The organism is Mycobacterium nebraskense (assembly GCF_002102255.1).
Lineage (GTDB): Bacteria > Actinomycetota > Actinomycetes > Mycobacteriales > Mycobacteriaceae > Mycobacterium > Mycobacterium nebraskense.
Genome location: NZ_LQPH01000153.1, coordinates 53123 through 74667 on the forward strand (window position 1 = coordinate 53123; position 21545 = coordinate 74667).

The 21545-nt window shown below is 69.1% G+C and carries 18 protein-coding genes; 14 read left to right on the forward strand and 4 right to left on the reverse strand.

Features of this window, described 5'->3' with window-relative positions; all coding sequences use genetic code 11:
- Nucleotides 1–7: 7 nt before the first annotated feature.
- Complete coding sequence (locus AWC17_RS22600) at nt 8–784, reverse strand: PIG-L deacetylase family protein (RefSeq protein ID WP_046184906.1); 777 nt, start codon at nt 782–784, stop codon at nt 8–10.
- 54 nt (nt 785–838) lie between these two features.
- Here AWC17_RS22600 and AWC17_RS22605 point away from each other — a divergent pair, with 54 nt between their 5' ends.
- From AWC17_RS22605 to AWC17_RS22635, 7 genes are all read left to right on the forward strand, one after another.
- Complete coding sequence (locus tag AWC17_RS22605; protein WP_046184899.1) at nt 839–1252, forward strand: OsmC family protein; 414 nt, start codon at nt 839–841, stop codon at nt 1250–1252.
- Nucleotides 1239–1532, forward strand: coding sequence for an acylphosphatase (locus AWC17_RS22610; protein ID WP_046184900.1), 294 nt, complete (start codon nt 1239–1241; stop codon nt 1530–1532). Before AWC17_RS22605 ends, AWC17_RS22610 begins: the two co-directional genes overlap by 14 nt.
- Before the next feature lie 166 nt (nt 1533–1698).
- Nucleotides 1699–5301, forward strand: coding sequence for a chromosome segregation protein SMC (gene smc, locus AWC17_RS22615; RefSeq protein ID WP_047321707.1), 3603 nt, complete (start codon nt 1699–1701; stop codon nt 5299–5301).
- Nucleotides 5302–5499: 198 nt separating this feature from the next.
- Nucleotides 5500–6804 (forward strand): signal recognition particle-docking protein FtsY, encoded by a 1305-nt coding sequence (gene ftsY, locus AWC17_RS22620; protein ID WP_047321708.1) that lies wholly within the window; start codon nt 5500–5502, stop codon nt 6802–6804.
- A gap of 185 nt (nt 6805–6989) precedes the next feature.
- Complete coding sequence (locus AWC17_RS22625) at nt 6990–8381, forward strand: ammonium transporter (RefSeq protein WP_046185926.1); 1392 nt, start codon at nt 6990–6992, stop codon at nt 8379–8381.
- On the forward strand, nt 8378–8716 hold the full coding sequence (glnB, locus tag AWC17_RS22630; RefSeq protein WP_046185924.1) for a nitrogen regulatory protein P-II: 339 nt from the start codon (nt 8378–8380) through the stop codon (nt 8714–8716). Before AWC17_RS22625 ends, glnB begins: the two co-directional genes overlap by 4 nt.
- 45 nt (nt 8717–8761) lie before the next feature.
- Nucleotides 8762–11227 carry a [protein-PII] uridylyltransferase gene (locus AWC17_RS22635; protein ID WP_141224725.1) on the forward strand — a complete coding sequence of 822 codons (2466 nt, stop codon included), beginning with the start codon at nt 8762–8764 and terminating at the stop codon, nt 11225–11227.
- Here the strand turns inward: AWC17_RS22635 and AWC17_RS22640 are convergent.
- Nucleotides 11224–12954, reverse strand: coding sequence for a DEAD/DEAH box helicase (locus AWC17_RS22640; RefSeq protein ID WP_047321709.1), 1731 nt, complete (start codon nt 12952–12954; stop codon nt 11224–11226). The genes AWC17_RS22635 and AWC17_RS22640 overlap by 4 nt on opposite strands.
- A 102-nt stretch (nt 12955–13056) precedes the next feature.
- Entirely contained in the window at nt 13057–13848 is a 792-nt protein-coding gene (locus tag AWC17_RS22645) for an alpha/beta hydrolase (protein ID WP_047321710.1), read from the reverse strand.
- A gap of 194 nt (nt 13849–14042) precedes the next feature.
- On the opposite strand from AWC17_RS22645, the gene ffh reads away from it, so the two are divergent.
- From ffh to AWC17_RS22665, 4 genes are read left to right on the forward strand one after another with little or no spacing between them, the layout of a single operon-like run.
- Entirely contained in the window at nt 14043–15608 is a 1566-nt protein-coding gene (ffh, locus tag AWC17_RS22650) for a signal recognition particle protein (RefSeq protein WP_046184436.1), read from the forward strand.
- Between the two features lie 12 nt (nt 15609–15620).
- Nucleotides 15621–16700: a metal-dependent hydrolase family protein gene (locus AWC17_RS22655; protein WP_141224732.1), complete on the forward strand. Its 1080-nt coding sequence runs from the start codon at nt 15621–15623 to the stop codon at nt 16698–16700.
- Nucleotides 16701–16752: 52 nt separating this feature from the next.
- Nucleotides 16753–18606, forward strand: a complete 1854-nt coding sequence (locus tag AWC17_RS22660; RefSeq protein WP_141224727.1) for an N-acyl-D-amino-acid deacylase family protein — start codon at nt 16753–16755, stop codon at nt 18604–18606.
- Nucleotide 18607: 1 nt separating this feature from the next.
- A complete protein-coding gene (locus AWC17_RS22665; protein WP_046184433.1) occupies nt 18608–19216 on the forward strand; it encodes a TetR/AcrR family transcriptional regulator in 609 nt (202 codons plus the stop codon).
- Here the strand turns inward: AWC17_RS22665 and AWC17_RS22670 are convergent, their stop codons facing one another.
- Nucleotides 19217–20092: a D-alanyl-D-alanine carboxypeptidase family protein gene (locus AWC17_RS22670; RefSeq protein WP_046184432.1), complete on the reverse strand. Its 876-nt coding sequence runs from the start codon at nt 20090–20092 to the stop codon at nt 19217–19219. It abuts the gene before it with no gap.
- Between the two features lie 58 nt (nt 20093–20150).
- Here AWC17_RS22670 and AWC17_RS22675 point away from each other — a divergent pair, with 58 nt between their 5' ends.
- From AWC17_RS22675 to AWC17_RS22685, 3 genes are all read left to right on the forward strand, one after another.
- Complete coding sequence (locus AWC17_RS22675) at nt 20151–20570, forward strand: nuclear transport factor 2 family protein (protein ID WP_046184431.1); 420 nt, start codon at nt 20151–20153, stop codon at nt 20568–20570.
- 200 nt (nt 20571–20770) lie between these two features.
- Complete coding sequence (gene rpsP / locus AWC17_RS22680; protein WP_046184430.1) at nt 20771–21289, forward strand: 30S ribosomal protein S16; 519 nt, start codon at nt 20771–20773, stop codon at nt 21287–21289.
- A gap of 8 nt (nt 21290–21297) precedes the next feature.
- Nucleotides 21298–21540, forward strand: a complete 243-nt coding sequence (locus AWC17_RS22685; RefSeq protein ID WP_003878715.1) for an RNA-binding protein — start codon at nt 21298–21300, stop codon at nt 21538–21540.
- Nucleotides 21541–21545: the final 5 nt, after the last annotated feature.

A 21545-nucleotide genomic window follows, 5' to 3' on the forward strand; every position in this document is an offset into this window, starting at 1 on the left:
GGCTCGATCAATCGAAGATGTCCCGGCGATCAGCCCCCGCCGGTAAGGCCGGGTCGACGTACCACTCGCGGGGAAACAGCAGGCCGAACGTTTGGGGTGGCAGTCGAAGCAGGGCCCCGTACAAGCGAGCACCCACGCTGGAGTCGCCGATCTGCGAGCGGTGGGCGGCGAACGCGTCGCGTTTCTGGCGCGCGAAACCGAAGACGTCGATGCGGTGGGTGATGCTCGCCCGGGGCGCGTACGCGGTGCGGGCGACATCCGGCTCGTAGGGCGCCGGTAGCCGCAGCACACGGGCGAGATGGCCGACGCGCAACAGTAATTCGCGCGGCATGGTCGCCTCCAGCACCCGCGGTGTCGCTGCGAGTTCGGCGCCCCGCCTGCCGACGCGATGCACCTGGACATGATCCCGGTGCCCATAGCCGCCGTTGGGCTGATAGCTGAGCAGGAGGTCCGCGTCTTCCTCGCTGAGAATCGCCGCGAGTTGCTGCGCCGCCTGCTCGACATTTGCTCGCCCGAAGCGGACCCGTCCCGGCGGGTCCGGGTAGAACAGCGGGCCGTAACCGCTGTCCGCGTAGCCGAGGCACTCGACCCGGTCCACTCCTAAAATCTCTGCGCTCGAACGCAATTCGTCCAGCCGGAAGCCGCTTTCTTCGTTCTGCATTCGTCCGTCGGTCGCGGTGACGACGACCACGCGATGCCCGCGCGCCGCCGCCCGCGCGAGCGTGCCTCCGGTGAGGATCACCTCGTCGTCCGGATGTGCGTGGAATGCGACCACGGTGGCCATGGAACGCAGTATGCCCGCGGCGCGGGGCACGCGCCGCCCGGTAAAAAGTAGGGCATGACCGAACTATGGGTGCAGCGCACGGGATCGCGCCGTTACACCGGATACAGCTCGCGCGGTGCGCAGGTACTCGTCGGCTCGGAGGACGTCGACGGCGTGTTCACCCCCGGCGAGCTGTTGAAGATCGCGCTCGCCGCGTGCAGCGGGATGTCCAGCGACCAGCCGCTCGCCCGCCGGCTGGGCGACGACTACAGAGCAGTGGTCAGGGTGTCCGGGGACGCCGACCGTGAAAACGAGGTCTATCCGCTCCTGGAAGAGACGCTCGAGCTCGATCTGTCCGGACTGTCCGCGGAAGAGAAGGAGCGCCTGCTGGTGGTGGTTGACCGGGCGATCGACCTGGTCTGCACCGTCGGGCGCACGCTGAAAGCCGGCACAAAGGTTAATTTCAAGGTCGCCGATGTCGGATCATGACGTCAGGCTCACCGCCTGGGTGCATGGGCAGGTCCAGGGTGTCGGCTTCCGCTGGTGGACGCGCTGCCGGGCGCTCGAGCTGGGCCTCACCGGCTACGCGGCCAACCAGGCCGACGGCCGCGTCCTGGTGGTCGCCCAGGGGTCCCGCGAAGCCGGCGAGAAACTCCTGGCACTGCTGGAAGGCGGCGAGTCGTGGCCGTCCAGGCCGGGGCAGGTCGACGAGGTCGTCGCCGACTGGTCGCGGCCGCAGGAACGATTCGAGGGCTTCGTCGAGCGCTGATAGCACCGGACCTATCACGTTTCAGCACACAACATGCTTTTATTGCGGTGACTGATGTGGCCCCTGTGACCAGTGCGCCGGAGTGTGTTTGGCGGCCATATTTCGACACAGGCGACACCCCGCGGTGAGGGGGGCCCGGGCGATTTGAGCGGTAGTCTGGCTCGCCGTGTACCTCAAGAGTCTGACGCTGAAGGGCTTCAAGTCCTTCGCATCGCCGACGACTCTGCGTTTCGAGCCGGGCATCACCGCGGTCGTCGGGCCCAACGGTTCCGGCAAATCCAACGTCGTCGACGCCCTGGCCTGGGTCATGGGGGAGCAGGGAGCAAAGACCCTGCGCGGCGGCAAGATGGAAGACGTCATCTTCGCCGGCACCTCGTCGCGGGCCCCGCTGGGCCGCGCCGAAGTCACCGTCACCATCGACAACTCCGACAACGCGCTGCCGATCGAATACTCGGAGGTGTCGATCACCCGCCGCATGTTCCGTGACGGCGCCAGCGAATACGAAATCAACGGCGCCAGTTGCCGTTTGATGGATGTGCAAGAGCTGCTGAGCGACTCCGGGATCGGCCGGGAGATGCACGTCATCGTGGGGCAGGGCAAGCTCGACGAGATCCTGCAGTCGCGACCCGAAGACCGTCGCGCCTTCATCGAAGAGGCCGCCGGCGTGCTCAAGCACCGCAAGCGCAAGGAAAAGGCCCTCCGCAAACTCGACGCGATGTCGGCGAACCTGGCCCGGCTCACCGACCTGACCACCGAGTTGCGCCGCCAGCTCAAGCCGCTGGGCCGCCAGGCCGAGGTGGCCCGCCGCGCCCAGACCATCCAGGCCGACCTGCGCGACGCCCGGCTGCGCCTGGCTGCCGACGACCTGGTCAACCGGCAGACCGAGCGCGACGCGATCTTCGAGGCCGAGGCCGCCATCCGCCGCGACCACGACGAGGCCGCCGCCCGCCTGGCCGTGGCATCCGAAGAGCTCACCGCGCATGAGGCGGCGGTCGGCGAGCTCTCGGCCCGGGCCGAATCGATCCAGCACACCTGGTTCGGGCTGTCCGCGCTGGCCGAACGAGTCGCCGCGACGGTCCGCATCGCCAGCGAACGCGCGCATCATCTCGACGTGGAACCGGCGCCGCCGAGCGACACCGATCCAGACGCGCTGGAAGCCGAGGCCGAGCGGGTGGCGGTCGCCGAGCAGCAATTGCTGGCCGAATTGGCCGAGGCGCGCGCGGGCCTCGATGCCGCCCGTGCCGAACTGGGCGAGCGCGAGCGCGAAGCCGCCGAGGCCGACCGGGCCCACATGGCGGCGGTGCGGGCCGAGGCGGACCGGCGCGAGGGCCTGGCGCGGCTGGCCGGTCAGGTGGAGACCATGCGGGCGCGCGTCGAATCGATCGACGACAGCGTCGCGCGGCTGTCCGAACGCATCGAACAGGCCGCCGCCCGCGCGCAGCAGTCCAAGGCGGAATTCGAGACGGTGCAGGCACGCGTCGGCGAGCTCGACCAGGGCGAGGTCGGCCTGGACGAGCACCACGAGCGGACCGTGGCCGCGTTGCGGTTGGCCGACGAACGCGTCGCCGAACTGCAGTCCGCCGAGCGCGACGCCGAACGCCGGGTGGCCTCGCTGCGGGCCCGCATCGACGCGCTGTCGGTCGGACTGGAGCGCAAGGACGGAGCGGCCTGGCTTACCCAAAATCATTCTGGCACAGGGCTTTTCGGGCCGATCGCCAAGCTGGTCAAGGTCCGCTCCGGATACGAGGCGGCGCTGGCCGCGGTGTTGGGATCGGCGGCCGATGCGCTGGCCGCCGAAAGCTTCGGCGCGGCCCGATCCGCGGTCGCCGCGCTCAAGCAGGCCGACGGCGGACGCGCGGCGCTGGTGCTCGGCGACTGGCCCGCCGACCACCCCGCGTCGCGCGATGCCCTGCCGGGCACCGCCCTGTGGGCGCTGGACTTGATCGACGCGCCCGGGCGGCTGCGGGGTGCCATCACGGCGATGCTCTCGGGTGTCGCGGTGGTCGACGACCTGGATCAGGCGCTCGAGCTGGTGGCGCAGCGCCCGCAGTTGCGCGCGGTCACGCTCGACGGCGACCTGGTGGGCGCCGGCTGGGTGAGCGGGGGCTCCGACCGCAAGCTGTCCACGCTCGAGGTGACCTCGGAAATCGACAAGGCCGGCAGCGAGCTGGCGGCCGCAGAGTCACAGGTCGCTCAGCTGACCGCGGCGCTGTCCGGCGCGCTGACCGAGCAGGCCGCCCGCCAGGACTCCGCCGAGCAGGCATTGGCCGCGCTCAACGAATCCGACACCGCCATCTCGGCGATGTACGAGCAGCTGGGCCGGCTCGGCCAGGAAGCCCGCACGACCGAAGACGAGTGGAGCAGGTTGCTGCGGCAGCGCGAGGAGCTCGAAGCGGGCCGCGCGCAGACAGTCGAAGAAGTCACGGAACTGGAAAACCGGCTGCGCAACGCCCAAGAGACGCAGGACGTGCACGCGGAACAGCCCAACCACGCGGAGGTCCGCCAGCGGATCGCCGCCGCGGCCGAAGGCGCGCGCAGTGCCGAGGTGGAGGCCCGGCTGGCCGTGCGGACCGCCGAGGAGCGGGCCAACGCGGTGCGCGGACGCGCGGATTCCCTGCGCCGTGCCGCGGCCGCGGAACGCGAGGCACGGCTGAGGGCCCAGCAGGCGCGCGAGGCGCGGCTGCGCGCGGCCGCGGTCGCCGCGGCGGTGGCCGACGCCGGGCGGCTGCTGGCGCAGCGGCTGGACCGGGTGGTCGGGGCGACGTCGAAGATCCGCGACGCGTTGGCGGCCGAGCGGCGGGAACGAGCGACGGCGATGGCGGCGGTGCGCGACGAGGTGAACGCGTTGAACGCCCGGGTGGCCACGCTCACCGACTCGCTGCACCGTGACGAGGTGGCCAACGCGCAGGCGGCGATGCGCATCGAGCAGCTCGAGCAGATGGTGCTGGAGCAGTTCGGAATGGCACCGCCCGACCTGATCGCTGAGTACGGGCCGGATGTGGCGCTCCCGCCCACCGAGCTCGAGATGGCCGAATTCGAGCAAGCCCGGGAACGCGGTGAGCAAGTCGTCGCGCCGGCGCCGATGCCGTATGACCGGGCCACCCAGGAGCGGCGGGCCAAACGCGCCGAGCGTGAGCTCGCCGAGCTAGGGCGGGTCAACCCGCTGGCGCTGGAGGAGTTCGCCGCGCTGGAGGAGCGCTACAACTTCCTGTCCACCCAGCTCGAAGACGTCAAGGGGGCCCGCAAGGACCTGCTCGACGTCGTCGCCGACGTCGACGCCCGCATCCTGCAGGTGTTCAGCGACGCCTTCGTCGACGTGGAACGCGAATTCCGGGAAGTCTTCACCGTGCTGTTCCCCGGTGGCGAGGGCCGGCTGCGGCTGACCGACCCGGACGACATGCTCACGACCGGCATCGAGGTGGAGGCGCGCCCGCCAGGCAAGAAGATCACCCGGCTGTCGTTGCTGTCCGGTGGCGAGAAGGCGCTGACCGCGGTCGCGATGCTGGTCGCCATCTTCCGCGCCCGCCCGTCGCCGTTCTACATCATGGACGAGGTGGAGGCCGCGCTCGACGACACCAACCTGCGCCGGCTGATCAGCCTGTTCGAGCTGCTGCGGGAGCGGTCGCAGCTCATCATCATCACGCACCAGAAGCCGACGATGGAGGTCGCCGACGCGCTGTACGGCGTGACCATGCAGGGCGACGGCATCACCGCGGTCATCTCGCAGCGGATGCGCGGGCAGCAGGTGGAGCAGCTGGTTACGAGCTAGCGGTGATCGCAAGCGCGGCATAGCCGGGCGGAGTCCCCCGCAAGCGGGAGGTGCCCCCAGGTCGCCGCCATCGAGCTAGCGGCGATCGCAAGCGCGGCATAGCCGGGCGAAGTCCCCCGCAAGCGGGAGGTGCCCCAGGTCGCGCCATCGAGCGAGGCCCGGTCCAATCGGCGCCGTGCCGCTTGAAACAATGGCAGCGTGTCGCAAGGTCTTTGGATCGCCATCGCGGTCGTCGCCATTCTGGTTCTCATCGCCGCGCTGGTCCTGGGCCTGGCGCGGTACCGCCGCCGGCGGATCAGCTTCACGGCCAAGCCGGAGTCCGGCGCGATCGACCGGTCGGGCGGCTACACCGCGTCGTCCGGCATCACCTTCAGCCAGACCGCGCCGGCCGATCGGCTCGACACCACGGGCCTCCCCGCGGTCGGCGACGACGCCACCATTCCGCGCGACGTTCCACGTCGCACGATCTCGGAGGTCGAACTCCCCGAACCGGGGACCATCGCGGCGCCTCCGGTAGCCCCGCCACCCCCCGAGCCGCCGGCACCCGCCGAGGCGCCGGCCGCCCCCGAGATCGAGGCCATCGCGCCGCCCGAAGGCCGCCTGGAGCGACTCCGCGGCCGGCTGGCCAAGTCGCAGAACGCGCTGGGACGCAGCGTGCTGGGCCTGATCGGCGGCGGCGATCTCGACGAAGACGCCTGGCAGGATGTCGAGGACACCCTGCTGGTCGCCGACCTGGGCCCGGTGGTCACCGAGTCGGTGATGGCGCAGCTGCGCAGCCGCCTGGCCAGCAGCGACGTGCGCAACGAGGCCGACGCGAAGGCCGTACTGCGCGACGTGCTGATCCGGGAGCTGCACCCCGACATGGACCGCTCGATCCGCGCCCTGCCGCACGCCGATCACCCGGCGGTGCTGCTGGTGGTCGGCGTGAACGGCACCGGAAAGACCACTACCGTCGGCAAGTTGGCGCGGGTGCTGGTGGCCGACGGACGTCGTGTCGTGCTCGGCGCCGCCGACACCTTCCGCGCCGCCGCGGCCGATCAGCTGCAAACCTGGGCGTCCCGGGTGGGCGCGGAGGTGGTGCGCGGGGCCGAAGGTGCCGACCCCGCATCGGTGGCGTTCGACGCCGTCGACAAGGGCATCGCCTCGGGCGCCGACGTGGTGCTCATCGACACCGCAGGCCGGCTGCACACCAAGGTCGGGCTGATGGACGAGCTCGACAAGGTTAAACGCGTGGTAACACGACGCGCCGCGGTCGACGAGGTGTTGCTGGTGCTCGACGCCACCATCGGGCAGAACGGGCTGGCCCAGGCGCGGGTGTTCGCCGAGGTCGTCGAGATCACCGGCGCCGTGCTGACCAAGCTGGACGGTACGGCCAAGGGCGGCATCGTATTCCGCGTCCAACAGGAACTCGGGGTGCCGGTGAAGCTGGTCGGGCTTGGGGAGGGTCCCGACGACCTGGCGCCGTTCGAGCCGGGCGCCTTCGTCGACGCCCTGCTCGGCTGAACCCCTTACACGGCGAGCGCGACGTTAATACCGCCGAAACACGGTGGCCCCACTGCGGAAACAACCGTTGCGCAAGGTTCTGGATCAGGTCACAGGCGTCGCCTGACGGCCATTCATGTCCGACCGGAGGTGAGCGAGTGGCATTCCCGCAATTGGGCCAACCCGATACCGGCGATACCGCCTGGATGTTGGCGAGTTCCGCGCTAGTGCTGTTGATGACGCCTGGCCTTGCGTTCTTCTACGGCGGCATGGTGCGCACCAGAAGCGTGCTCAACATGATCATGATGAGCATCAGCTCCATGGGCGTGGTGACCGTGCTCTGGGTGCTCTACGGCTACTCGATGTCGTTCGGTGACGACCGGGGCGGCGTCGTAGGCAATCCGACCGATTACTGGGGCCTGGCAAAGCTTATCGGCGGCAACGCCGTCAAGGCGGACCCGAGCAAGGGCGTCACGCAGGTCGACATCCCGCTGGCCGGCACCATGCCCGCGACCGTGTTCGTGGCCTTCCAGCTGATGTTCGCGATCATCACCGTCGCGCTGATCTCGGGCGCGGTGGCCGATCGGCTCAAGTTCACCGCCTGGCTGGTGTTCGCCGGACTGTGGGCGACGTTGGTCTACTTCCCGGTCGCGCACTGGGTCTTCGCCGCCGACGGCTTCGCGTCCGAGCACGGTGGCTGGATCAACAACAAGCTGCACGCCATCGACTTCGCCGGAGGGACGGCGGTCCATATCAACTCCGGTGTGGCAGGCCTGGCGTTGGCGATCGTCCTGGGCAAGCGCCGCGGGTGGCCGACCACGCTGTTCCGGCCGCACAACCTGCCTTTCGTGATGCTCGGCGCCGGCTTGCTGTGGTTCGGCTGGTTCGGGTTCAACGCCGGTTCGGCGACCAGCTCGAACGGCTCGGCCGGAGCGACGTTCATGACCACCACGGTCGCCACGGCCACGGCCATGCTCGCGTGGCTGCTGACCGAGCGCATCCGCGACGGGAAACCCACGACGCTGGGAGCGGCGTCCGGCATCGTCGCCGGACTGGTCGCCATCACACCGTCCTGCTCGTCGGTCAACGTCCTGGGCGCGATCGTCGTCGGCGCGGTGGCCGGGGTGGTGTGCGCGCTGGCGGTCGGGCTGAAATTCAGGTTCGGCTTCGACGACTCGCTCGACGTGGTCGGGGTGCACATGGTCGGCGGGCTGGCGGGCACGTTGCTGGTCGGACTGCTCGCCGCGCCGGAGTCCACGGCCATCAACGGTGTGGCCGGGGTATCGAAGGGATTGTTCTACGGCGGCGGTTGGGCCCAGCTGGAACGGCAGGCGGTCGGCGCGTTCGCCGTACTCTTCTACTCGGGCATCGTCACGCTAATCTTGGCTTTGATCCTGAAGTACACCATCGGGTTGCGTGTCGGCGCCGAGGAGGAATCAACCGGCATCGACGAGTCTGAGCACGCGGAGAGCGGTTACGATTTCGGAACGATCGGTGGGCAAGGATCCGGTCTTCCGGCGGCGCGGACTCCGGTGGATGACCGTAACGGCCTGGAGAAGGATCGAGTGGGCGACAAAGTGGAGGCAGAGCAGGCATGAAGCTAGTCACCGCAATCGTGAAGCCGTTCACCCTCGATGACGTGAAGACCAGCCTCGAGGACGCGGGCGTCCTGGGGATGACGGTCAGCGAAATCCAGGGGTACGGGCGGCAGAAGGGCCACACCGAGGTTTACCGGGGTGCTGAATACTCGGTGGATTTCGTGCCGAAGGTGCGAATTGAGGTCGTGGTCGACGATTCCATCGTGGACAAGGTCGTGGACAGCATCGTCCGGTCGGCGCGCACCGGCAAGATCGGTGACGGCAAGGTCTGGGTCACCCCCGTGGAAACCATTGTGCGAGTGCGCACGGGTGAACGCGGAACCGATGCCCTCTGACCGTAGCCGCACATTTCTGAACCAGGCCGGACGGGCCGGGAGGGTATGACAAGCCCACCCGACCCGTCCGGGTCATCTGGAGCGGGGATCCGAAGCGCCGGCGGGGCAATCGATTTGGCTGCCGCGCGGCGCCAGCTGCTGTCGGAAGGCAGTCAACTCGGCGCGGCGGAGCTGCGGAAAGCCTGGCTGGAGCTCCACGAATCCTGGCTGGTCGCCAAGGCCGACGAGATCGGCATCACCGACGGCAGCGGTTTCGCGATCGTCGGGGTCGGCGGTTTGGGCCGCCGCGAGCTGCTGCCGTATTCCGATCTCGACCTGATGTTGTTGCACGACAACAAGTCTGACGCGGTGCTGCAGCGGGTCGCCGACGGGCTGTGGTATCCGCTGTGGGACGCCAACGTTCGGCTGGACCACAGCGTGCGGACGGTGTCCGGGGCTCTGGGCGTCGCCAATAGCGACCTGGTGGCCGCGCTGGGCATGCTGGACGCGCGACACATCGCCGGGGACGAGCGGCTGTCGGCGGAACTCATCGACGGGGCGCGACGGCAGTGGCGCAGCGCAATCCGATCCCGCATGGACGAGCTCGTCGCCATGACATACGAACGCTGGCAACGGTGTTGGCGAATCGCGCAGCGGGCCGAGCCGGACCTGAAGTCGGGGCGCGGCGGGCTGCGCGACGTCCAACTGCTTGACGCGCTGGGCGTGGCGCAGCTCATCGACCGCCACGGCATGGGCCATCCGGACGCGCCGGGGGGCTCGCTGGACGCCGCATATCTGACGCTGCTCGACGTGCGCACCGAACTGCACCGGGTTTCCGGACGAGGACGCGATCAACTGCTGGCGCAGTTCGCCGACGAGGTGAGCGCCGCGTTGGGCGTCGGGGACCGATTTGCGTTGTCGCGCATGCTGTCGAGTGCCAGTCGCACCATCGCCTACCACGCCGAAACCGGGCTGCGGACCGCGCAGAACGCGCTGCCCCGGCGCGGCATCACCGCTCTGGTGCGGCGCCCGAAGCGGCGACCGTTGGACGAGGGCGTGGTCGAGTACGACGGCGAGGTGGTGCTCGCCCGCGACGCCCAACCCCAAACCGATCCCGGGTTGGTGCTGCGAGTCGCGGCCGCGTCGGCGGACACCGGCCTGCCCATCGCCGCCGGCACGCTCAAACGGCTGGCCGACAACGTTCCGGACCTGCCGTCGCCATGGCCGCGGGAGGCGCTGGACGACCTACTGGTCGTGCTCCTGGCGGGGCCCACCGCGGTGAACACCATCGAGTCGCTGGACCGGACCGGGCTGTGGGGTCGCCTCTTCCCGGAATGGGACGCGGTCCGCGACCTTCCGCCGCGCGACGTCTCGCACAAGTGGACCGTCGACCGTCACATCGTCGAAACCGCCGTCAACGCGGCCCCGCTCACCACCCGCGTGGCGCGATCGGACCTGCTTGCGCTGGGTGCGCTGCTGCACGACATCGGCAAGGGGCGCGGCACGGACCACTGCGTGCTCGGCGCGGAATTGACGATCCCGATCGGCAACAGGCTGGGGCTGTCGGCCCAGGACACCGACACGCTGGCGGGCATGGTCCGCCATCACCTACTGCTGCCGATCACGGCTACCCGAAGTGACCTCAACGACCCCACGACCATCGAGTCGGTGGCCGCGGCCCTGCACGGCGACCCACAACTGCTCGAGCTCCTGCACGCGCTCGCGGAGGCGGATTCGAAGGCCACCGGGCCGGGGGTGTGGAGCGACTGGAAGGCGTCGTTGATCGAGGACCTGGTCCGTCGTTGCCGGCTGGTGATGGCCGGTGAGCCGCTTCCGGAGGCGGAACCGATTGCGCCGCACTATCTTTCGCTGGCTGCCGGCCGCGAGGTGCACGTGGAGATCAACCCCGGAGACCAGGAGCGGTTGACCGCGGTGATGCTCGCGCCAAACCAGCGGGGGCTGGTGTCGAAAGCCGCCGCGGTGCTGGCCTTGAACTCGCTGCGAATCCACTCGGCGTTGGCCAACATTCACGAGGGCGTCGCGATCGTCGAGTTCGTCGTGTCGCCGCTGTTCGGCTCGCCGCCCGAATCAGGCTTGCTGCGGCAACAATTCAAGGGCGCCCTGGTCGGCGACCTCGATGCCCTCGGCACGCTGGAGAGGAAAGACAGCGATGCCGTCAGCGCCGCGACTGCGCGCGCCGGCGAGATTCAGGCCGGGGTGCCCGTCACCCGTTCGACCGCTCCGCCACGCATCCTGTGGCTCGACACCACGACGGTCGGCCAGTTGATCTTCGAAGTCCGGGCCATGGATCGCGTGGGTCTGCTCGCGCTGCTGACCAGTGCGCTGGAACGTGCGAGCGCGGACATCGTCTGGGCCAAGGTCAACACCTTCGGGTCGACGGCGGCTGACGTCTTCTGCGTGACTGTGCCGGCACACGCCGAGCACGACGCGCGAGCCGCGATCGAGCAGAACCTGCTGGCGGTATTGGGCGGCCCCGCGGTCGAAGTGCTCGAGGAGCCGGTCGGCGACTAGGAGTGCTCGGCGTTGAGCCGACGCAGGGCCTCGATGCGGGCCTGGATCTGCTCGCGGGTCGCGGCGGCGATCGGCGGCCCTCCGCAACGACGGCGAAGTTCGCTGTGAATCCAGCCGTGCGGCTTGCCGATTCGGTGATGGGTGGCCGACACGAGGGTGTTGAGCTCGCGGCGCAGCTCGCGCAGCTGGCCGTGCATCGACGGCGGCGCCGACATCGCGGCCGTCGCCCCCTGCGCGGCCCGTCGCTGGAGCTGTTCGTCCTGGCGGCGGTGCAGCAGCTCCCGCATCTGCTGGGCATCGAGCAGACCCGGGATGCCGAGGTAGTCGGCCTCCTCGTCGCTGCCGGCCGGTGCGGCGGTGCCGAACGACGACCCGTCGAAGATCACCTGATCCAGTTCGGCGTCCGCGCCCAGTGAGGTGAATCCGGTGTCGGTTTCGGTCTTCTCGGTCTGCCTCCTGATGGCGGGATCACCATCGAGGGGATCGTCGGCTGGGCGGTGCGGCTCCCCGAGCACGTGGTTGCGCTGGGCCTCCAGCTCGCTGGCAAGCTGCAGCAGATTGGGCACCGACGGCAGGAAGATGCTCGCGGTCTCGCCCGGCCGGCGCGACCGCACGAACCGGCCGATGGCCTGTGCGAAGAACAGGGGAGTCGAGGCGCTGGTGGCGTAGATGCCGACCGAGAGCCGGGGCACGTCCACGCCTTCGGAGACCATGCGAACCGCGACCAGCCACCGGCTGGTACCGGCGGCGAATTCGCTGATGCGCGCGGACGATCCGGGATCGTCGGACAGCACCACCGTCGGCGCCTCGGAGGTCAGCGTCGTCAGCAGGGCGGCGTAGGCGCGGGCCGCGGTGCGGTCGGAGGCGATGATCATGCCGCCGGCGTCGGGCACGTGCGCGCGTTTCTGGCGCAGCCGCTGGTCGGCGGCCGCGATCACCGCGGGCATCCATTCACCGGCGGGGTCGAGCGCCGTCCGCCAGGCCCGCGCCGTGTGTTCGGCGGTCAGCGGCTCGCCCAGCCGCGCCGCGTGCTCCTCGCCGGCGCTGTCCCGCCAGCGCGCTTCCCCGGAGTAGGCCAGGAACACCACCGGCCGGACCACCCCGTCGGCGAGAGCCTCGGCATAGCCGTAGGTGTGGTCGGCCTGCGAACGCCGCACCCCGTCGGCGCCCGATTCGTACGCGACGAACGGGATGGGGCTGTCGTCGCTGCGAAAGGGCGTGCCCGTCAGTGCGAGCCGGCGCGTGGCATCGCTGAAGGCCTCGCGGATGGCGTCACCCCAGGTCTTGGCGTCACCGCCGTGGTGGATCTCGTCGAAGACCACCAGCGTCTTGCGCTGCTCGGTGCGCACCCGGTGCAGCGTCGGATGCGCGGCCACCTGGGCGTAGGTGACCATCACACCGTGGTACTCGCCCGACGTGTGGGCATCGGAGTTGGAAAACCTCGGGTCCAGGGCGATGCCGTGCCGTGCCGCGGCCTGCGCCCACTGCACCTTGAGGTGCTCGGTGGGCACCACGACCGTGATCTGCTCGACGGCGCGCTGGCTCAGCAGTTCGGCTGCCACCCGCAAGGCGAACGTCGTCTTCCCCGATCCCGGGGTTGCCACGGCCAGGAAATCACGCGGTTGGCCGGCCAGGTATTTCACCAACGCCCGGCGCTGCCAGCCGCGCAGCGCCCGGCCGCCGTCGTCGACGGAGGACTCCGTGCGAGCGAGCGGTTGCACGGACATTCCCCCCGTAGTTGCAGTTGTCGACGCGGTCAGCGCGGTTAAGCGGTGGCTGTGAAATCTAGCACGCCAACGCTTTTCGGCGCAGTAACGACTCGAGCGCGGTTACCGTGCCCGGCTCACCAGGTCGCGGGCGACCAGCCACGCGTGGATGCGTTCGGCGACGTCAGCCCATCCCGGCTCGAGCATCATGTTGTGTCCCATCGAGAAGAATTCCGGCTCGGTCCGGTAGGCGCGCGCCGTGGCGCGCACCTCGCCGACGCTGACGAAGCCGTCGTACCGGGCGCCGAGGACCAGGATCGGCGTGGTCACCCGCCGGGTTCTGACGCGGCGGACCATCGGATCGGTCATGGCGGCGCGGACGCTCTCGGCCCCGGCGCGTTGCCGGCAGGATTCGACGATGGCCTCGGGCGTGTCGGCGCAGAACAGGTACTCGCGGGCCAGAGCCGGGGTGGCGAGGAATTTCAGCAGCGAGCGGTCGCTCCACGCTTCCATGGTCATCGACGGTCGGCGGCGCCAGACTCGCATTGCCAATGTGAGCACGCCCTGCGGCGGGACGGAGCCCACCAGCACTGCGGCCGGGGCGGTTCGGTCTTCGAGGTGGCGCTGGATCACGAAGCCGCCCAGCGAATGGCCGATCAGCACCGGCCCGCCCAGCTTGTCGGACACCGAACGCACATCGTCGATGTAGTCGGCGATGGAAACCTTGTGCAACGGCTTCGCCGTCGGACTGGCGCCGTGTCCGCGCAGGCTCACGGCGGCGGCGCGGTAGCCCGCATCGGCGAAGAAGTCCAGGAAGTGTTCCCAGCACCACGCGCCGTGCCAGCCGCCGTGCACGAAGAGCAGCGGCACCGGATGGTCTCGGGTGCAGGACCCTTTGTCGATCACCTCGAGCATGAGCTGACTTTTGTTTGCTGGCGGCAGGCCGTCAAGCCCTTCGACACGTCGGGTGTGCGGCCAGCCGCGCGTTCGCCGACGCGCCGAGACTGAAACCACGCACACCTTTATCGGCGTGTCGTGTGCGTAGTTGCAGTGTCGCGGCCGATGGGCTGCGCCGGGCCTGCCGCGCCGGGCTCCACTAGGCTGGCGGGGTGTTTGAATCGCTGTCCGACCGGTTGACCGGTGCCCTTCAGGGACTACGCGGCAAGGGTCGACTGACCGACGCCGACATCGAGGCCACCACCCGCGAGATTCGGCTGGCGCTGCTGGAAGCCGACGTGTCCTTGCCCGTGGTGCGCGCGTTCGTCACCCGGATCAAGGACCGCGCCAGGGGCGCCGAGGTCTCCGGTGCCCTCAACCCGGCGCAGCAGGTCGTCAAGATCGTCAACGAAGAGCTCATCGGCATCCTGGGTGGGGAGACCCGGCAGTTGGCGTTCGCCAAGACGCCGCCGACCGTCGTGATGCTCGCCGGTCTGCAGGGTTCCGGTAAGACCTCGCTGGCCGGAAAGCTGGCCGCGTGGCTGCGCGGGCAGGGGCACACTCCGCTGTTGGTGGCGTGCGACCTGCAGCGGCCGGCCGCGGTGAACCAGCTGCAAGTCGTCGGTGAGCGCGCCGGGGTACCGGTGTTCGCGCCCCACCCCGGCGAGTCTCCCGAATCGGGGCCCGGCGACCCAGTCGCGGTCGCGGCGGCGGGGCTGGCCGAGGCCCAGGCCAAGCACTTCGACGTCGTCATCGTCGACACCGCCGGCCGGCTGGGCATCGACGAAGAATTGATGGCCCAGGCCGCGGCCATCCGCGACGCCGTCAATCCCGACGAAGTCCTGTTCGTGCTGGACGCGATGATCGGCCAGGATGCCGTGACCACCGCGGAGGCCTTCCGCGAGGGCGTCGGCTTCACCGGGGTGGTGCTGACCAAGCTCGACGGTGACGCCCGCGGTGGCGCCGCGTTGTCGGTGCGCGAGGTGACCGGCGTCCCAATCCTTTTCGCCTCCACCGGCGAGAAGCTGGAGGACTTCGACGTCTTCCACCCCGACCGGATGGCCGGCCGCATCCTGGGCATGGGCGACGTGCTGAGCCTGATCGAACAGGCCGAGCAGGTCTTCGACGCCGAGCAGGCCGAGGCCGCCGCCGCCAAGATCGGCACCGGCGAGCTGACGCTCGAGGACTTCCTGGAACAGATGCTCGCCATCCGCAAGATGGGTCCGATCGGCAACCTGCTGGGCATGCTGCCCGGGGCCGGGCAGATGAAAGAGGCGCTGGCCCAGGTCGACGACAAGCAACTCGACCGCCTGCAGGCCATCATTCGCGGCATGACGCCCGCAGAGCGGGCCGACCCGAAGATCATCAACGCGTCTCGGCGGCTGCGGATCGCCAACGGGTCGGGCGTCTCGGTGTCCGACGTGAACCAGCTGGTCGACCGTTTCTTCGAGGCGCGCAAGATGATGTCGTCGATGCTCGGCGGGATGGGCATCCCCGGCATGGGCCGCAAATCGGCGACACGAAAGGCCAAGGGCGCGAAAGGCAAGAAGGGTAAGAAGGGCGGACGGGGCCCGACGCCGCCCAAGGTCAGGAACCCGTTCGGCGCCCCAATGCCGGGCATGCCGGCAGGACTCCCCGACCTGTCGCACATGCCCGAGGGCCTCAACGAGCTGCCGCCCGGGCTGGCGGACTTCGACCTGTCCAAGCTCAAGTTCCCAGGCAACCCGGGACGAAAGTAACCCGCCGTGCGCATGCACGTGCGAGGTGTCGGGCTGCCCGACGCGACCCCAACCGAACTATGGATCCTCGACGGACGCATCAGCACGGAGCCCGTCACCGGGGCAGACACCGTCTTTGACGGCGGCTGGATTGTGCCCGGACTGGTCGACGCCCACTGTCACGTCGGCCTCGGTGACCACGGCGAGATCCCGCTCGATGACGCGATCGCCCAAGCCGAAATCGAACGCGACGTCGGTGCGCTGCTACTACGAGACTGCGGCTCACCCACCGACACCCGCAGCCTCGACGACCACGACGATCTGCCGCGCATCATCCGGGCCGGAAAGCATCTGGCCAGGCCCAGGCGCTATGCAGCGGGCTTCTCACGCGAGCTGGCAGACGAGTGGCAACTGCCCGAGGCGGTGGCCGAGGAGGCGCGCCGCGGGGACGGCTGGATCAAGCTCGTCGGCGACTGGATCGATCGCAGCGTCGGCGATCTCGCCCCGCTGTGGTCCGACGACGTGCTCAAGGCCGCCATCGAGACCGCACACGCCCATGGCGCCCGCGTCACCGCGCACGTCTTCAGTGAGGACGCGCTACCCGGGCTGATCAGCGCAGGCATCGACTGCATCGAACACGGCACCGGCCTCACCGATGACACCATCGCGCTGATGGTCGAGCACGGAACCGTGCTGGTCCCCACGCTGGTCAACATCGTCGAGAATTTCCCCGGTATCGCCGACGCCGCTGCCGCGAAGTACCCGACTTACGCCGCTCACATGCGCGACCTGCATGCCCGGGGCCTGTCGCGGATCGCCGCGGCCCGTGATGCGGGCGTGCCGATCTACGCCGGAAGTGACGCCGGCACCATGGTCGCGCCCGGGCGCATCGCCGACGAGGTCGAAGCGCTCAAGGGCATCGGGATGACCCCGACGGAGGCTTTGGGTGCGGCGTGCTGGGAAGCGCGCCGCTGGCTGGGCCGCCCTGGGCTCGATCACGGCGAGTCCGCCGACCTGCTGTGCTATTCGGACGACCCGCGGTCGGGCCCGGACGTGCTGCATCGTCCGGATCTGGTGATACTGCGCGGCAAGGTGTTTCGCCCCCCGGCCTAGCCCCGCCCGGAGGCGCGGGTGCCCCCGGTGGACACGCCGCAATCCAGAAAAGATTGCGAGTGATCGCTATCTATGTTACGTTCCGTGTCACCACGACGACCTGGAGGCAAAAGTGGCTTACGACGTGATCATTCGCGACGGGCTGTGGTTCGACGGCACCGGCGACGCACCGAAGACCCGCACGCTGGGCATCCGCGACTGCGTGGTGGCCACAGTGTCGGACGAGCCGCTGGACGAGACGGGTTGCCCCGAGGTGATCGACGCGGCCGGCAAGTGGATCGTGCCCGGCTTCATCGACGTGCACACCCACTACGACGCCGAGGTGCTGCTGGACCCGGGCCTGCGGGAGTCCGTGCGCCACGGTGTCACCACCGTGTTGCTGGGGAACTGCTCGTTGTCGACGATCTACGCCAGCTCCGAGGACGCCGCCGACCTCTTCAGCCGGGTCGAGGCCGTGCCGCGCGAATACGTGTACGGCGCCCTGAACGCCAACAAAACCTGGTCCACCGCAGCGGAATACATCAAGGCGATCGACGCTCTGCCGCTCGGGCCGAATATCGGCTCGCTGCTTGGCCATTCGGATCTGCGGACCGCGGTGCTCGGGCTCGATCGAGCCACCGACGCCGCCGTCCAGCCCACCGCCGCCGAACTCGAGCAGATGGCAGCCCTGCTCGACGAGGCGCTCGAAGCCGGGGTCCTCGGCATGTCGGGGATGGACGCGGCCATCGACAAGCTCGACGGTGAGCGCTTCCGGTCGCGGGCACTGCCGTCCACCTTCGCAACCTGGCGCGAGCGGCGCAGGCTGATCAGGGTGCTGCGCAAGCGCGGCCGCCTGCTGCAGAGCGCCCCTAACGTGGCGAAGCCGTCGACCGGGATGCTCTTCTTCCTGGCCAGTAGCCGAATACTCAACCGGGGCAAGGGCGTTCGCATGAGCATGCTGGTGTCCGCCGACGCCAAGTCGATGCCGCTATCCGTATACGTCTTCGGCCCGGGAACTCGCCTGCTCAACAAGCTCCTGGGCTCTGATGTGCGATTCCAGCACCTGCCGGTGCCGTTCGAGTTGTACTCCGACGGAATCGACCTGCCGGTCTTCGAGGAGTTCGGCGCCGGAACGGCCGCCCTGCACCTGCGGGACCAGTTGGAGCGCAACGAGTTACTGGCCGACAAGGAGTACCGCCGGAAATTCCGGCGCGAGTTCGACCGCGTCAAACTCGGACCGTCGTTGTGGCACCGCGACTTCCACGACGCCGTCATCGTCGAATGCCCGGACAAGTCGTTGATAGGCAAGAGCTTTGGCGCCATCGCCGACGAGCGCAAGCTGCACCCGCTCGACGCGTTCCTCGATGTACTCGTCGAGAACGGAGAACGCAACGTCCGGTGGACGACCATCGTCGCCAACCATCGCCCCAAGCTGCTCGACGCGCTCGCCAACGAAGGCAGCGTGCACATGGGCTTCTCGGACGCCGGTGCGCACCTGCGCAACATGGCCTTCTACAACTTCCCGCTGAAGCTGCTCAAGCGGGCCCGGGACGCCTACCGGGCAGGTGCGCCGTTCATGTCCACCGAGCAGGCGGTGCATCGGCTGACCGGTGAACTGGGGGAGTGGTTCGGCATCGATGCCGGCACGCTGCGGCAGGGCGACCGCGCGGACTTCGTGGTGATCGACCCCGCCGGCCTCAACGAAGCGGTCGAGGGTTACTACGAGGACGAGGTGCCCTTCTATGGCGGCTTGCGGCGCATGGTCAATCGCAACGACGACGCCGTGGTCGCGACGGGTGTGGGCGGCGCCGTCGTCTTCCGTGCGGGCCAGTTCCGCGACGGTTACGGCCAGACCGTGAAATCCGGCCGCTACCTGCGCGCGGGTCAGCGGCACCGGGGCCAGAGCGCCGTGAAAATCGGAGCCTGACGTGGCCAGAACCCAGCAGCAGCGTCGGGAAGAGACCGTGGGGCGGCTTCTCGACGCCTGCATCGACACCATCATCGAGGTCGGATACGCCCGGGCATCCGCCGCCGTGATCACCAAGCGCGCGGGGGTTTCCGTGGGCGCCCTGTTCCGGCACTTCGAGACAATGGGCGATTTCATGGCGGCGACGGCCTCCGAGGTGCTGCGTCGTCAGCTCGAGACGTTCACCAAGCGGGTGGCCGAGATACCGCCCGATCGGCCGGCGCTGCAAGCCGCCCTGGCGATACTCCGCGACGTCACCGCCGCCCCGAGCAACGCCGTGCTGTACGAACTGCTGGTCGCCGCCCGCACCGACGAAAAGCTCAGGGCCACTCTGCAACACGAGCTGCGGCAGTACTCCACGAAGATTCACGACGCCGCCCGTGCGCTGCCCGGAGCCGACAGCTTCCCCGAGGAAACGTTCCCGGTTCTGGTGGCGCTGCTGACCAACGTGTTCGACGGGGCCGCGGTGGTGGAGGGGGTGCTGCCGCAGCCGCAGATTGCCGAGCAACGGATTCCGATGCTGATGACGCTGCTGTCCGCGGCGGCGCCGGACGCGGGCCTATCGGAATAGCTAGAGCGAGCCGATGCCGGACTGCGGGTTGAGCGCGAAACCCCAGTCGAACAACGTGGCCGCCTGGTCCCAATAGCTCGGCCCGCCGGTTTTCACCAGGCCGTACATCATGGCGATGACCAGCCGCCGGCCGCCCCGGGCCGCCGCGCCGACGAAGGTCTTGCGGGCGGCGTCGGTGAACCCCGTCTTCCCGCCGATCGCGCCGGGATAGCGCTGCAGCAGCTCATCCTGGTTGGTGATCGGGTGATCGCCGTTATCGCCGGGGAACATCGCCGATGGCTCGGCGGTGATCTGGGCGAACACCGGGTTGGACATCGCGGCGCGGAAGATGACGGCCAGGTCGTGGGCCGTCGAGGACCCGGATCCGCCGGGCCCGTCCAGGCCGGACGGCGTCGCGGCGTGGGTGCTCGTCGCGCCCAGCGACGCGGCCCTTGCGTTCATCTTGGCGACCGTGGCGTCGGGGCCGCCCAGCATGTGCGCCAGCGTGTTGGCGGCGTCGTTACCCGAGACCAGCAGCAGGCCATCGAGGAGCTGGCGCGCGGTGTAGATGCGGCCCGGTTTGACGCCGACACAGTTGCACTCCACCTGGGTGTCGGCGACATCGGCGACCACCGTGGAGTCCAGGCTCACCTGGTCCAGGGCCACCAACGCCAACAACACCTTGATGGTGCTTGCCGGCGGGTGGGCCACATTCTGGTCGCGGCCGGCCAGCACCTGACCGCTGTCGAGATCGGCCACGATCCAGGTCTGAGCCGGGCCGTCGGGGATCGGTACCGAGCCGACCGGCTGCATGCTGTCGGCCCAGGCAGTGGGGACGGTGGCGCCGCACGCACCGACCGTGAGCAGGGCCGCGGCTGCGGCCAAGACCTTGCGCATGGGCCGAAAGTCTAACTTCCGGGCCTGTTCGGCGCCGATTTTCAGTACTGTCCGATGCATGTTGAGCCTGGCCGAAATTTCCGATCGCCTAGAGATCCAGCAGCTTCTGGTGGACTACTCCACCGCCATTGACCAGCGCCGATTCGACGACCTCGACAAGGTGTTCACGGCCGATGCGTACATCGACTACACCGCCCTCGGGGGCATCGAGGGCCAGTACCCGGAGGTCAAGAAGTGGCTGTCGGAGGTGCTGCCGAACTTCCCGGTGTACGCGCACATGCTGGGCAACTTCTCGGTGCAGATAGACGGGGACAAGGCCTCGTCGCGGGTGATCTGCTTCAACCCGATGGTGCTTGGCGGTGACAAGGATCAGGTGCTGTTCTGCGGGCTCTGGTACGACGACGAGTTCGTCCGCACGCCCGAGGGCTGGCGGATGACCCGCCGGGCCGAGTCCAAGGTCTTCCAGAAGGTCATGTAGGCCGCGTCGGGCTTTCGCCGCTTTCGCTACTTTCGGCGACGGATTTCTGGCGCGGCGGCCTGTTCTGGCACAATGGGCGGCTGTCCGCCGAGCGATTACGCATCGCTTCGTGGTCATACACGCGAGGCAAAACCGGATCCGGGCATCCCGCCCCGATCGCTGAATTGCAGCGTGACACACACAGGAGAATTCGCTTAACCATGGCTGTGAAGATCAAGCTCACCCGGCTTGGCAAGATCCGCAATCCCCAGTACCGCATCGCCGTCGCCGACGCGCGGACGCGGCGCGACGGTCGCTCCATCGAGGTCATCGGTCGCTACCACCCGAAGGAAGACCCCAGCCTCATCGAGATCAACTCCGAGCGCGCCCAATACTGGCTGTCGGTGGGTGCGCAGCCCACCGAGCCCGTCCTCAAGCTGCTGAAGATCACCGGTGACTGGCAGAAGTTCAAGGGTCTGCCCGGCACCGAGGGCCACTTGAAGCTCGCCCCGCCCAAGCCCAGCAAGCTCGACCTGTTCAACGCCGCGCTGGCCGAGGCCGAGGGCGGTCCCACCACCGAGGCCGCGAAACCGAAGAAGAAGGCCCCGGCCAAGAAGGCCGCGAAGGCTGCCGAGCCAGAGGCCGCCGCCGAGGCGCCTGCGGAGACCGCCGCTGAGGCCGCGCCCGCGGAGCCGGCTGCCGAGGGCGGCGAGCAGGCCGCGCCGAGCACCGAAAGCTGACCGCGCCGATGAGTACGGTCGTCGTTGACGCGGTGGAGCATCTGGTCCGGGGGATTGTCGACAACCCCGACGATGTCCGGGTGGACATGGTGACCAGCCGCCGCGGCCGAACTGTCGAGGTCCACGTCCATCCCGACGACTTGGGCAAGGTGATCGGTCGCGGCGGACGCACCGCGACCGCCCTGCGCACGCTGGTCGCCGGCATCGGTGGCCGCGGAATCCGTGTCGACGTGGTGGACACCGACCAGTAGCCCCA

What these genes read in the sequence shown, in the direction of transcription:
- AWC17_RS22600 (WP_046184906.1), bottom strand. Translation starts at nt 784, where the DNA reads ATGGCCACCGTGGTCGCATTCCACGCACATCCGGACGACGAGGTGATC.
- AWC17_RS22605 (WP_046184899.1), top strand. Translation starts at nt 839, where the DNA reads ATGACCGAACTATGGGTGCAGCGCACGGGATCGCGCCGTTACACCGGA.
- AWC17_RS22610 (WP_046184900.1), top strand. Translation starts at nt 1,239, where the DNA reads ATGTCGGATCATGACGTCAGGCTCACCGCCTGGGTGCATGGGCAGGTC.
- AWC17_RS22625 (WP_046185926.1), top strand. Translation starts at nt 6,990, where the DNA reads ATGTTGGCGAGTTCCGCGCTAGTGCTGTTGATGACGCCTGGCCTTGCG.
- glnB (WP_046185924.1), top strand. Translation starts at nt 8,378, where the DNA reads ATGAAGCTAGTCACCGCAATCGTGAAGCCGTTCACCCTCGATGACGTG.
- AWC17_RS22635 (WP_141224725.1), top strand. Translation starts at nt 8,762, where the DNA reads ATGACAAGCCCACCCGACCCGTCCGGGTCATCTGGAGCGGGGATCCGA.
- AWC17_RS22640 (WP_047321709.1), bottom strand. Translation starts at nt 12,954, where the DNA reads ATGTCCGTGCAACCGCTCGCTCGCACGGAGTCCTCCGTCGACGACGGC.
- AWC17_RS22645 (WP_047321710.1), bottom strand. Translation starts at nt 13,848, where the DNA reads ATGCTCGAGGTGATCGACAAAGGGTCCTGCACCCGAGACCATCCGGTG.
- AWC17_RS22655 (WP_141224732.1), top strand. Translation starts at nt 15,621, where the DNA reads ATGCACGTGCGAGGTGTCGGGCTGCCCGACGCGACCCCAACCGAACTA.
- AWC17_RS22670 (WP_046184432.1), bottom strand. Translation starts at nt 20,092, where the DNA reads ATGCGCAAGGTCTTGGCCGCAGCCGCGGCCCTGCTCACGGTCGGTGCG.
- AWC17_RS22675 (WP_046184431.1), top strand. Translation starts at nt 20,151, where the DNA reads ATGTTGAGCCTGGCCGAAATTTCCGATCGCCTAGAGATCCAGCAGCTT.
- rpsP (WP_046184430.1), top strand. Translation starts at nt 20,771, where the DNA reads ATGGCTGTGAAGATCAAGCTCACCCGGCTTGGCAAGATCCGCAATCCC.
- AWC17_RS22685 (WP_003878715.1), top strand. Translation starts at nt 21,298, where the DNA reads ATGAGTACGGTCGTCGTTGACGCGGTGGAGCATCTGGTCCGGGGGATT.